Below are 11,766 nucleotides of genomic sequence, written 5' to 3'. Positions count from 1 at the left end.
AGCAAAGTCGCTTTTACTTGCAGCTTGCGGGGGGCGGTTACCCGCCTTGCAGCTTATAGCTGCTTTTTTAGCGCAAACCGCGCTGAATCTCGTCAAGCTCGCGGATGTACTTGAACACCTTGCGCGCGGCGGCTGGTGGTTTGTTGCGCGCCGCTTCGTGCTGGGCATGACGAACCAGCCCACGCAGGTGCTGGATGTCGGCCTCGGGGTAGAGTTCGACGAAGCTTTCCAGGGCGCTGTCGCCTTCGCCGATCAGGCGGTCGCGCCAGCGTTCGAGGGCATGGAAGCGCTCGTTGTATTCACGGGTGGAGCTGTCCACCTGGTCGATCAGGGCGAGAATCGCCTCGACATCCTGTTCACGCATCAGCTTGCCGATGAACTGGATGTGACGTTTGCGTGCGGCGTTGGCCGTATGTTTGGGGGCTTCGGCCAGGGCGCGACGCAGGGCGTCGGTCAGTGGCAGCTTGGCCAGCAGATCCGGCTTGAGGGTGGTCAAACGTTCACCGAGATCCTGCAGAGCATGCAGCTCGCGCTTGACCTGGGATTTGCTTTTCTCCAGGGAGAAGTCGTCGTAGGAATCAGACATGGGGCGGGTCCAGAGGGAAACGCCGCCATGATAACAGCAGCTACAAGCGGCAAGCTTCAAGCCAGGAGCGGATTTGGCTTTTACTTGAGGCTTGTAGCTTGAAGCTGCTTTTTAGGAGAGGTTATGAGTGACGTAGAACTGATCGGGCCGCAGGCCTTGCCGGCGCTGCAGGAGCAGGTCGAGGCGATTCTCGCCGAGGCCGCACGCCAGGGCGCCAGTGCCTGCGAGGTGGCCGTGTCGGCTGGCCAGGGGCTGTCCACCACGGTACGCCAGGGCGAGGTGGAAACCGTCGAATTCAATCGTGACCAGGGCTTTGGCATCACCCTGTACGTTGGCCAGCGCAAGGGCTCGGCCAGCACCTCGGCCACTGGCGCGGCGGCCATTCGCGAGACCGTGGCGGCGGCCCTGGCGATTGCCAAGCATGCTTCCGAGGACGAGTGCGCGGGCCTGGCCGATGCCGCCCTGATGGCGCGCGAGTTACCGGAGCTGGATCTCTACCACCCCTGGTCGATCACGCCGGAACAGGCCGTGGAGCAGGCGCTGGTCTGTGAGGCGGCAGCCTTCGCGGCTGACAAACGCATCAAGAATGCCGATGGCACCAGCCTCAACACCCATCAGGGCTGCCGCGTGTACGGCAACAGCCACGGTTTCATCGGCGGTTACGCCAGCACCCGGCACAGCCTGAGCTGCGTGATGATCGCCGAGGGTGAGGGACAGATGCAGCGCGACTACTGGTACGACGTCAATCGCCAGGGTGAGCTGCTGGCCGATGCGGCCGGTATCGGCCAGCGCGCCGCCGAGCGGGCGGTCAGTCGTCTGGGCGCGCGACCGGTGCCGACCTGCGAGGTGCCGGTGCTGTTCGCCGCCGAGCTGGCCGGTGGGTTGTTCAGCCATCTGCTGGCGGCCATTTCCGGCGGCAACCTGTATCGCCATTCTTCCTTCCTCGAAGGGGCGCTAGGCCAGCGTCTGTTCCCCGAGTGGCTGAGCCTCGACGAGCGCCCGCACCTGCCGCGTGCCTTGGGCAGTGCGGCCTTCGACGGCGACGGTCTGGCTACCTACGCCAAGCCCTTCGTGGACAAGGGCGAGCTGGTGTCCTACGTGCTTGGCACCTACTCCGGGCGCAAGCTGGGGCTGCCCAGCACGGCCAACTCCGGTGGCGTGCACAACCTGTTCGTCAGCCATGGCGACGAAGATCAGCAGGCGCTGATCCGCCGCATGGGCCGTGGTTTGCTGGTCACCGAGCTGATGGGGCAGGGCCTGAACCTGGTGACCGGCGACTACTCCCGCGGCGCAGCGGGCTTCTGGGTGGAGAACGGTGAAATCCAGTTCCCGGTGCAGGAGGTGACCATCGCCGGCAACCTGCGTGACATGTTCCGCCAGATCCTCGCGGTCGGCAGCGACCTGGAGCGGCGCGGCAACATCTGCACCGGCTCGGTGCTGATCGACAAGATGACCGTCGCTGGTAGCTGAGTTTCCTCGAATGCTCCGGCGCCCTGCGGGCGCCGGATCAGCACAAGCCCACACAGATCACGTGTTGATTATGCTTACCAAATGGTAATAAATATCATTACGTAATCGTCGTGTGGGTCGTCATGTTCCCTCATCATTCCTCTTCCTGTCTGGATTGCTGGCATTGGCAAGGCTGGCGCATTCGTTGCGCCTTGCAGCCTGACGAGCCGCGTCTGCTCGACCTGCATCAACTCCACGGCTGCAAGCTGGTGCGCAGTGGCCAACTGCAGGCCTGGAGCATGTGGCAGCGCCTGCTCGAACTGCTTCTCGACAGCGCCGTGGATCGGGCCTTGCCCTGGCACTGGCGCTGCCTGTGTCTCGACCATGCCTGGCGGCCGCTCTATGCCCTGGATCGACTGGCCGTCACGCGCCAGCGTCAGCAGCGCCTGAACCATCTCCGCAACCGGCTGGCGACCCTGCGTCTGCAGCCTTCCCTCCGTTTCGATGAACCCGCACAAGGACATCCCTATGAATGACATGGCCACGCGCATCGAGCGCGACAGCATGGGCGAGCTGGAGGTGCCGAGCGCAGCCCTGTACGGCGCGCAGACGCAACGTGCAGTGAACAATTTCCCAGTGTCCGGGCGACGCATGCCGGCGGCCTTCATCCGTGCTCTGCTGCTGGCCAAGGCGGCAGCGGCGCGGGCCAACGTCGAGCTGCAGCAGGTCGATGCGGCCATGGGCGATGCCATAGTCGCGGCCTGTCAGGAACTGCTGGCCGGCGACTACCTCGCGCACTTTCCGGTGGACGTGTTCCAGACCGGCTCCGGCACCAGCTCCAACATGAACGCCAACGAGGTGATCGCCACCCTGGCCAGCCGTATTCTGAGTAGCCCGGTCAGCGCCAATGACCACGTCAATTGCGGCCAGAGCAGCAACGACATCACCCCCACGGCCATCCACGTCAGCGCCGCCATCGAGTTGCACGAGCGCCTGCTGCCGGCCCTGGGCCATCTGCTCAAGGTGCTGTGCGAGAAATCCCTGGAGGTGCAGCCCTACGTCAAGACCGGGCGCACTCATCTGATGGACGCCATGCCGGTACGCATGAGCCAGGTGCTCGATGGTTGGGGCCAGCAGATCCAGGCCAACATCGAGCATCTGCGCGCTCTGCAGCCGAGCCTGCAGGCGCTGGCGCAGGGCGGTACGGCGGTGGGCACCGGGGTCAATGCACACCCGCGCTTCGCCGAGTCGTTCTGCCTGGAGCTGAGCGCTCTGAGTGGCATCACCTTCACCCCTGGGCAGAATTTCTTCGCCTTGATCGGCTCGCAGGACACCGCCGTGGCGTTGTCTGGGCAGCTCAGGACGCTGGCTGTGTCCTTGATGAAGATTGCCAACGATCTGCGCTGGATGAACTCAGGCCCTCTGGCTGGCCTGGCCGAGATCGAGCTGGAGGCCCTGCAGCCGGGCTCGTCGATCATGCCGGGCAAGGTCAATCCGGTGATTCCCGAGGCCACCGCCATGGTCGCCGCGCAGGTGATGGGTAATGACGCCACCATCGCCATCGCCGGGCAGTCCGGCAACTTCGAGCTGAATGTCATGCTGCCGCTGATCGCCGACAACCTGCTGGGCAGCATCGACCTGCTGGCCAATGCCAGCCGTCTGCTGGCCGACCGTGCCATCGCCAGCTTCAAGGTCAACCAGGCCAAGCTCAGGGAGGCGCTGGAGCGCAACCCCATCCTGGTCACGGCGCTGAACCCGATCATCGGTTATCTCAAGGCAGCCGAAATCGCCAAGCAGGCCTACCGAGAGGGGCGGCCGATCATCGAGGTCGCGCTGCAGCACACGGATCTGTCGCGCCAGCAACTGGAGCAGTTGCTGAACCCGGAAAGGCTCACCGAAGGCGGGCTCTGAAGGCCTGACAGGGGCAGCGCGTGGTCGGCCACCACCGTTGCCCTCGATTCGTTCATCGCAACTGCCGTTTCGGCAAGGGGCTGTCATGGAGCACTGGAAGACCGTCATCGAAGCGGGCAATCGCTGCTTTACCGAGGGGAACTGGGTTCAGGCGCGCGAGCTGTACCTGCAGGCGCTGGCCGAGGCGCAGGTGCTGCTGGGGCGCTGGGCCGATCACGAGCAGGCAGTGGCGGCGTTCGTCGTTTCCCACCACAACCTGGCCGACCTGCACCTGACGCTCGAGCAAGCGGAGTCGGCCGCGGAAAACCTCTGTGCCTGCCATGAGCGCCTGCTGAGCATCCTTGGCAATGGCGCGCTGCCCGAAGCACTGCAGCAAGCGGCGCTCAGGCACAGCCAGCGCACCTATCTCGAGCTGCTGCAGTTCATCGCCGAGTACGGCACCTTTCCGCGTACTGATCGCCTGCTCGGTGCTGCCCGGCGTCATGCCTGTACGCCTCATCCGAGCTGCTCGTGCGGCCCGGGCCCTGTCTATCACTGAAGGAGTTCGTCCATGCCGCACAGTCTGCCAGCCCTGCCTTATGCCTACGACGCCCTGGAACCGCACATCGATGCGCAGACCATGGAGATCCACCACAGCAAGCATCATCAGACCTACATCAACAACCTCAATGCCGCGCTGCAGGGCAGCGAGTACGAGGAGGTGCCGGTGGAAACCCTGCTGCGCGAACTGGCTGAGCTGCCCGAAGCGCTGCATGCAGCGGTGATCAATCAGGGCGGTGGGCATGCCAACCACAGCCTGTTCTGGACGGTCATGTCGCCCAGTGGTGGCGGTGAGCCGAGTGGCGAGCTGGCTGCGGCCATCGACAGTCAACTGGGTGGTTTTGCTGCCTTCAAGGAGGCCTTTACCAAGGCTGCCCTGAGCCGCTTCGGCAGTGGCTGGGCCTGGCTGAGCCTGACCCCGGAGAAGCGTCTGGCGGTGGAAAGCAGCGCCAACCAGGACAGCCCGCTGATGCATGGCAACACGCCGATTCTCGGCCTGGATGTGTGGGAGCACGCTTATTATCTGCGCTACCAGAACCGTCGACCGGAATACATCGGCGCCTTCTACCATGTCATCGACTGGGACGAAGTGGCGCGTCGCTACCGCCAGGCCATGGGTTGAGCTGGCAAGGTATGCGCGTGACGCAGGCTGTTGCGCTTGGCCGTAATGGCCGCATCTTCCGCTACCTGCTGGGTGGCACCATCCTGTTCTGTGGTGGCCTGCTGCTGCTGATCCAGGCCCTGGTGCTGCTCGACCAGAGCGCGCAACCTCGTCTGCTGCAAGCGCTGCAGGCTGGCCTGCTGTGCGCTTCCGGCACGGCCCTGGGGGCCTTGCCGGTGTTGTGCATGGGCAACTTGTCCGCACGCATGCGTGACAGGCTGCTGGGCTTCGGCGCCGGGGTGATGCTGGCGGCCACGGTGTTTTCCCTGCTGGTGCCAGCACTCGAGGTGGCCAGGGAACAAGGCTTCTCGGCCTGGGGCGCGGGCGCTCTGGCCAGTATCGGCGTGTTGCTCGGGGTGGTTGCCATGCACCTGTTGGGGCGCCGCCTGGCGCAACGGCAAGGTGAGCAGAGCCTGGCCTCCGGGCTCGTCCTGTTCGTCATCGCCATCACCGCACACAACGTGCCCGAAGGCATGGCGGTCGGCGTCGCCGCTGGTGCAGGCTTGAGTGGTGCGCAGGGGTTGGCCATCGGCATTGCCCTGCAGGACATGCCCGAGGGATTGATCGTGGCACTGGGCCTGGCCAGCGCTGGCATGGCGCGCGGCAAGGCGGTGCTGATCGGTGTGGCCTCGGGCCTGGTGGAACCGTTGTTCGCGGTGCTCTGCGCCTGGTTGGTGGGCATCTCGCAGCTACTGCTGCCCTGGGGCCTGGCGTTGGCAGCGGGGGCGATGCTGTTCGTGGTGATCCATGAAGTCGTGCCCGAGTCGCAGCGCGAAGGGCATGGCAGCGAAGCCTGCCTGGCCCTGACCGCAGGCTTCTGCCTGATGATGGTGCTGGATACGGCCCTGGCGTAGCCCGCATTAATCCGGGGGAGGGCTCCCGGATTGCATCCGGGCTACCTTTGTACATGTGTAGGAGCGAGCTCTGCTCGCGAAGCTTTTGGCGTTACCTGCGTTCGCGAGCAGAGCTCGCTCCTACAGTTCGTAGGGTGCGCTGTGCGCACCGCTTGTGCTTCGGATGCAGCGGCTTGGTGCGCACGGCGCACCCTACGGCGTCGCGTATACCGGGCGCTCCGTGCACGATGGATGTCTTGCAGCTTGCAGCTTGCAGCTTGCAGCTTGCAGCTTGCAGCTGCTTTATTCGCCCTCGTCGAAATAGTTGTCGATCAGCGCGATCAGCGCCTGCATGGCCGCTTCGTCCTGCTCGCCCTCGGTGTGCAGATGCACCGGGGTGCCTTTGCCGGCCGCCAGCATCATCACCGCCATGATGCTCTTGCCGTCCACCAGGCTGTCGCTGCTACGGCCGATACGCACCTGGCAGGGGTACTGGCTGGCAACACCGACGAATTTGGCGGCAGCACGAGCGTGCAGGCCGAGTTTGTTGATGATGGTGACTTCGCGGATTGGCATCGCGGCAGGGATTCCTTAGCTGAGGTCGCGGTGGCGAACCTGGACGTTCTTCAACGAATGCTTGAGGGCTTCGCTCAGGCGTGCGGCCAGGTACACCGAACGATGGTGTCCACCCGTGCAGCCGATGGCGATGGTCACGTAGGCGCGGTTGCTGGCGGCGAAGCGCGGCAGCCACTTCTCCAGGTAGGTGAGGATGTCCTGATACATATCTTCGACCTCCGGCTGCGCGGCCAGGTAGTCAATGACCGGCTGATCGAGACCGGAGAAGTCGCGCAGCTCCGGCTTCCAGTAGGGGTTGGGCAGGCAGCGGGCGTCGAACACCAGGTCGGCATCGACCGGCATGCCACGCTTGAAACCGAAGGATTCGACGAGAAAGGCCGTGCCGCTCTGGGTTTGCCCGAGCAGGCGCAGCTTGAGGGTGTCGCGCAACTGGTAGAGGTTCAGGCGCGTGGTGTCGATCTTCAGGTCGGCCAGGTCGATGATCGGCGCCAGCAACTGGCTTTCGTAAGCGATGGCTTCTGCCAGTGAGCGGTTGTCGTTGGTCAGCGGGTGGCGCCGACGGGTTTCCGAGAAACGCTTGAGCAGGGTGTCGTCTTCGGCGTCGAGGTAGAGCACCTCGCAGCGAATACCGCGCTTGTGCACTTCGTCGAGCAGTTCGGGAAAGCGCCGTAGCTGGCTGAGCAGGTTGCGCGCATCGATGGATACCGCGACCTGAGGCAGCATCAGATCGCTCTGCGGCAGGAAGCGTTCGGCCAGATCCGGCAGCAGGCTGGCCGGCAGGTTATCGATGCAGTAGAAACCGTTGTCTTCGAGTACATCGAGGGCAGTGCTCTTGCCGGAGCCGGAGCGACCGCTGACGATGATCAGGCGCATGGTTATTGACCGTTCTGGATGTCCACGACCACCTGGTAGAGCGCTTCACTGGTCGGCGCCTGGCGCAGGCGTTCGCGCACGTCCTGGCGGTCGAGCATGCTGGCGATCTGGCGCAGGAGTTCGAGGTGGGCGTCGGTGGCGGCTTCCGGCACCAGCAGGACGAACAGCAGATCGACCGGCGCGCCGTCGATGGCGTCGAAGTCGACTGCCGTGTCCAGGCGCAGCAGGGCGCTGATCGGTGCGTTGCAGCCGGCCAGGCGACAGTGAGGGATGGCGATGCCGTTGCCGAAGCCGGTGGAGCCAAGCTTCTCGCGGGCGATGAGGCTCTCGTAGATGTCCTGATTGTCCAGCTCATCGAGGTCGCGGGCGACCAGGCTGGCGATCTGTTCGAGCACACGCTTCTTGCTGCCGCCCGGCACGTTCACCAGGGAACGGCCGGGGGTCAGGATATTTTCAAGTCGGATCATGGAAGGGAAATGTCAGCGGGCTGTGGCGCCTTGCAGGCGATCGAGCTGCTTTTCCTTGTGCTTGATAAGTTGACGGTCGAGTTTGTCTGCCAGCAGGTCGATGGCAGCGTACATATCGTTATGTTCGGCGTTGGCGACGACCTCACCGCCAGCAACGTGAAGGGTGGCTTCGATCTTCTGCTTGAGCTTTTCGACCTCCATGATCACCTGAACATTGGTGATCTTGTCGAAGTGGCGTTCCAGTCGGCCGAGTTTCTCGCCGATGTAGTCACGCAGGGCGTCGGTCACATCCAGCTGATGTCCACTGATGTTGACTTGCATACCGCTTTCTCCTTGTTGCCTTGTGTAAGAGATAGGCCTTAACGAGGCCCACCACCGGAACACTGTGGCCTGCTCGCCATGGACGAGCAGTCGATCTTGCTCACATCAGTCGCTTGCGTTCGCTGGAGGGGGCGATACCGAGGGATTCACGGTACTTGGCCACCGTGCGACGGGCGACTTGGATGCCTTGTGCCTCCAGTAAACCAGCGATCTTGCTGTCGCTCAACGGCTTTTTCGCGTTTTCCGCGGCCACCAGTTTCTTGATGATGGCGCGAATCGCCGTCGACGAGCATTCGCCGCCTTCGGAGGTGCTGACGTGGCTGGAGAAGAAGTATTTCAGCTCGTAAATGCCACGCGGGGTATGCATGAATTTCTGCGTGGTGACGCGCGAGATGGTCGACTCGTGCATGCCCACCGCCTCGGCGATGTCGTGCAGCACCAGGGGCTTCATCGCCTCGTCGCCATAGTCGAGAAAGCCGCGTTGGTGCTCGACGATCTGCGTGGCTACCTTCATCAGGGTCTCGTTGCGGCTCTGCAGGCTCTTGATGAACCAGCGCGCCTCCTGCAACTGGTTGCGCATGAAGGTGTTGTCGGCGCTGGAATCGGCGCGTTTGACGAAGCCGGCGTACTGCGCATTGACGCGCAGGCGCGGCATGGCTTCCTGGTTCAACTCCACCAGCCAGCGGCCGTTGTGCTTGCGCACGATGACGTCCGGCACCACGTATTCCGGCTCGCTGGATTCGATCTGCGAGCCCGGGCGCGGATTGAGGCGCTGGATCAGCTCGATGACCTGCTTGAGCTCGTCTTCCTTGAGCTTGGTGCGGCGCATGAGCTGGGCGTAATCGCGGCTGCCGAGCAGTTCCAGGTGTTCGCTGACCAGGCGCTGGGTGTCGTTGAGCCAGGGCGTGCTGGCCGGGAGTTGGCGCAGTTGCAGCAGCAGGCACTCGCGCAGGTCGCGGGCGCCGATGCCGGCCGGCTCGAACTGCTGAATGCGGTGCAGCACCACTTCCACTTCGTCCAGTTCGACGTCCAATTCCGGGTCGAAGGACTCGGTCACTTCCTCGAGGGTTTCTTCGAGGTAGCCATCGTTGTTGATGCAGTCGATCAGGGTGGCGGCGATCAGCCGATCCTTGTCCGACATGGGCGCGAGGTTCAGTTGCCAGAGCAGGTGGCTGTGCAGGCTCTCGCCGCTGGAGGTGCGGGTGGTGAAGTCCCACTCGTCATCGTCGTTGCTTGGCAGGCTGCTGGCGCTGGTCTGGTAGATGTCTTCCCAGGCGGTATCGACCGGCAGCTCGTTGGGAATGCGTTCGCCCCACTCGCCTTCCTCCAGGTTATCAACCGTCGGAGTGGCTTCCTGGTAGCTCTCTTCCTTGCTCGGCGCGGGAGCAGCGCTTTCGGCGCCGTCGGCCATCGGGTCGCTGTTGTCGAAGTCGTCGCCGTCTTCCTGGCGCTCGAGCATGGGGTTGGATTCCAGCGCCTCCTGAATTTCCTGTTGCAGATCCAGAGTCGACAGTTGGAGGAGGCGGATGGCCTGTTGCAGCTGCGGGGTCATCGTCAGCTGCTGGCCCATCTTGAGGACTAGCGATGGTTTCATTGCAGACCTTAATTTACCGGCGAGTTACGCCTTCCACATCAGGGCGCCGAAGCGCCGCCAGGAAGCAAATTATATGCCTGAAAATCTCGTCCTTGCCTAGGGGCTGTCCTATTTCCGTCATCTAAATATGGATGTTTACAGACGGAACTCGTGGCCCAGATAAACCTCTTTCACCGTCTGGTTGGCGAGGATGGTCTCGGCGTCGCCTTCGGCAATCAGTTGGCCATCGTTGACGATGTAGGCCGTTTCGCAGATGTCCAGGGTCTCGCGTACGTTGTGATCGGTGATGAGAATGCCGATACCCTTGGTCTTGAGGTGATGGATGATCTGCTTGATGTCGCCCACGGAGATCGGGTCGACACCGGCGAAGGGTTCGTCGAGCAGGATGAACTTGGGGTTGGTGGCCAGGGCGCGGGCGATTTCCACGCGGCGTCGTTCACCACCGGACAGGCTCATGCCCAGGTTGCCTGAGATGTGGTGGATGTGGAATTCCTGCAGCAGGTTCTCCAGCTCCGCCTGGCGCCCGGCGCGGTCGAGATCCTTGCGCGTTTCGAGGATGGCCATGATGTTGTCGGCCACCGACAGCTTGCGGAAGATCGAGGCTTCCTGCGGCAGGTAGCCGATGCCGGCGCGGGCACGACCATGCATGGGCTGGTGGCTGACGTCGAGGTCGTCGATCAGCACACGTCCCTGGTCGGCCTGCACCAGGCCGACGATCATGTAGAAGCAGGTGGTCTTGCCGGCACCGTTGGGGCCGAGCAGACCGACGATCTGGCCGCTCTCGATGTTCAGGCTGACGTCGCGTACGACCTGGCGGCCCTTGTAGCTCTTGGCCAGGTGTTGGGCTTTGAGAATGGCCATTACTGCTGTTGATCCGCGGGTTTGTTCTTGGGTTGGATGACCATGTCGATGCGCGGACGCGGCACGCTGACGTTGTTGCCGGTGGCGCGTCCTGCGTTGACGATCTGGCGGCGGGTGTCGTAGACGATCTTCTCGCCCTCGAAGGTATTGCCTTCCTGGATCACCTTGGCCTGGTCGATCAGTACGATGCGTTCGTTGCTGGCGAAGTACTGGATGGTCTTGCCGTAGGCTTTGACGATTTCCTTGTCCACGGCGGGCTTCTGCTCGTAGTAGGCGAGGTTGCCGACCGAGGTGAACACGTCGATGTCGCCGCTGGCGGTCTGGGTGATGGTCACGGTGTCGCCAGTGATCTTCAGGGTGCCCTGAGTGATGATCACGTCGCCGCGATAGACCGCCACGCCCTGCTTGTCATCCAGTTCGGCGGTATCGGCCTGGATGCGGATCGGCTGGTCGCGATCGGAGGGCAGAGCCCAGGCGGCCGCGCTTCCAAATGCGGCGCCGAGGCTGAGAATCAGGGGGAGGGTGTTAACGAACCTCATGCTGGCCTCTTACGTTGGACAGCAGGAGCATCCTGCCGTCATTCAAGTACGCTTTCATTCCTTGTGCCGTGGTCACCCCGTTGGCCGCGACGATTCTAACGGCTTGCTCGGTCTGCGCATATTCCTTGTCAGGAATTACGGTCATGCGGCTACTGGTGATGATGGTGGGGCGGTTCTTGGCATCGGTACGGGCAATGCGCACGTCGTCGATCAGTTCCACCTCTTTGCCGCCGGGGGATACCTCGGCGCGCTGGCTGGTGACCTTCCACGGCAGGTTGGTGCCGCGGTACAGATCCAGTTTGGGGTTTTGCACCTGGGTGATGTCGGTGCTCTTGACGTGCTCGAGCTTGTCGGCGGTCATGCGGTAGTGCAGCTTGCCATCGTCCTGGAACTGCACGGTGTGCGCGCCGATGGCGTAGAAGTCGATGGTCTCGTCGCTGTCCGTCTGTTGCGGCGTGCGGCTGGTTTCCGGAGCGATGTTCCAGTAGCCGAGTGCGCCGACGAGTACGGCGATCAAGGCGAATATCAGCAGGTTGAGCGCTTTGCGTGGCATGT

The 11,766-nt window shown here is 63.2% G+C and carries 15 protein-coding genes; 6 read left to right on the top strand and 9 right to left on the bottom strand.

Annotated features, from left to right (window positions below; all coding sequences use genetic code 11):
- Positions 1–67: 67 nt before the first annotated feature.
- On the bottom strand, positions 68–586 hold the full coding sequence (yjgA, locus tag OU800_RS19385) for a ribosome biogenesis factor YjgA (RefSeq protein ID WP_268178976.1): 519 nt from the start codon (positions 584–586) through the stop codon (positions 68–70).
- A gap of 123 nt (positions 587–709) precedes the next feature.
- Here yjgA and pmbA point away from each other — a divergent pair, with 123 nt between their 5' ends.
- The 6 genes from pmbA (at position 710) to OU800_RS19355 (ending at position 6,001) form a co-directional block, all read left to right on the top strand.
- Positions 710–2,056, top strand: a complete 1,347-nt coding sequence (gene pmbA, locus OU800_RS19380) for a metalloprotease PmbA (RefSeq protein WP_268178975.1) — start codon at positions 710–712, stop codon at positions 2,054–2,056.
- Positions 2,057–2,178: 122 nt separating this feature from the next.
- Positions 2,179–2,571, top strand: coding sequence for a FagA protein (locus OU800_RS19375; protein WP_268178974.1), 393 nt, complete (start codon positions 2,179–2,181; stop codon positions 2,569–2,571).
- A gap of 1 nt (position 2,572) precedes the next feature.
- Positions 2,573–3,946, top strand: a complete 1,374-nt coding sequence (locus OU800_RS19370) for a class II fumarate hydratase (protein WP_268184380.1) — start codon at positions 2,573–2,575, stop codon at positions 3,944–3,946.
- A gap of 85 nt (positions 3,947–4,031) precedes the next feature.
- On the top strand, positions 4,032–4,484 hold the full coding sequence (locus OU800_RS19365) for a hypothetical protein (protein ID WP_268178973.1): 453 nt from the start codon (positions 4,032–4,034) through the stop codon (positions 4,482–4,484).
- Positions 4,485–4,496: 12 nt separating this feature from the next.
- Positions 4,497–5,108, top strand: a complete 612-nt coding sequence (locus OU800_RS19360; RefSeq protein WP_268178972.1) for a superoxide dismutase — start codon at positions 4,497–4,499, stop codon at positions 5,106–5,108.
- Between the two features lie 11 nt (positions 5,109–5,119).
- Complete coding sequence (locus OU800_RS19355) at positions 5,120–6,001, top strand: ZIP family metal transporter (RefSeq protein ID WP_268178971.1); 882 nt, start codon at positions 5,120–5,122, stop codon at positions 5,999–6,001.
- A 282-nt stretch (positions 6,002–6,283) separates the two neighbouring features.
- Here OU800_RS19355 and OU800_RS19350 read toward each other — a convergent pair whose 3' ends face one another.
- The 8 genes from OU800_RS19350 to lptC all read right to left on the bottom strand — a co-directional run bounded on the left by OU800_RS19350 (position 6,284) and on the right by lptC (position 11,764).
- Positions 6,284–6,556, bottom strand: coding sequence for an HPr family phosphocarrier protein (locus OU800_RS19350; RefSeq protein WP_268178970.1), 273 nt, complete (start codon positions 6,554–6,556; stop codon positions 6,284–6,286).
- A gap of 15 nt (positions 6,557–6,571) precedes the next feature.
- Complete coding sequence (gene rapZ / locus OU800_RS19345; protein WP_268178969.1) at positions 6,572–7,429, bottom strand: RNase adapter RapZ; 858 nt, start codon at positions 7,427–7,429, stop codon at positions 6,572–6,574.
- Between the two features lie 2 nt (positions 7,430–7,431).
- Positions 7,432–7,896, bottom strand: a complete 465-nt coding sequence (ptsN, locus tag OU800_RS19340) for a PTS IIA-like nitrogen regulatory protein PtsN (RefSeq protein ID WP_268178968.1) — start codon at positions 7,894–7,896, stop codon at positions 7,432–7,434.
- A gap of 12 nt (positions 7,897–7,908) precedes the next feature.
- Positions 7,909–8,217 (bottom strand): ribosome hibernation-promoting factor, HPF/YfiA family, encoded by a 309-nt coding sequence (gene hpf, locus OU800_RS19335; protein ID WP_268178967.1) that lies wholly within the window; start codon positions 8,215–8,217, stop codon positions 7,909–7,911.
- 100 nt (positions 8,218–8,317) lie between these two features.
- On the bottom strand, positions 8,318–9,811 hold the full coding sequence (locus tag OU800_RS19330) for an RNA polymerase factor sigma-54 (protein ID WP_268178966.1): 1,494 nt from the start codon (positions 9,809–9,811) through the stop codon (positions 8,318–8,320).
- Between the two features lie 135 nt (positions 9,812–9,946).
- The gene (gene lptB / locus OU800_RS19325; protein ID WP_268178965.1) at positions 9,947–10,672 is read right to left on the bottom strand and encodes an LPS export ABC transporter ATP-binding protein; all 726 of its coding nucleotides are present in this window, start codon (positions 10,670–10,672) and stop codon (positions 9,947–9,949) included.
- On the bottom strand, positions 10,672–11,211 hold the full coding sequence (lptA, locus tag OU800_RS19320; protein ID WP_268178964.1) for a lipopolysaccharide transport periplasmic protein LptA: 540 nt from the start codon (positions 11,209–11,211) through the stop codon (positions 10,672–10,674). Before lptA ends, lptB begins: the two co-directional genes overlap by 1 nt.
- Entirely contained in the window at positions 11,198–11,764 is a 567-nt protein-coding gene (lptC, locus tag OU800_RS19315) for an LPS export ABC transporter periplasmic protein LptC (protein ID WP_268178963.1), read from the bottom strand. The genes lptA and lptC overlap by 14 nt, the downstream gene beginning before the upstream one ends.
- Positions 11,765–11,766 lie beyond the last annotated feature (2 nt).

It is taken from the genome of Pseudomonas sp. GOM7, assembly GCF_026723825.1.
GTDB lineage: Bacteria > Pseudomonadota > Gammaproteobacteria > Pseudomonadales > Pseudomonadaceae > Aquipseudomonas.
This window is presented reverse-complemented; position numbering and strand designations above follow the sequence as displayed.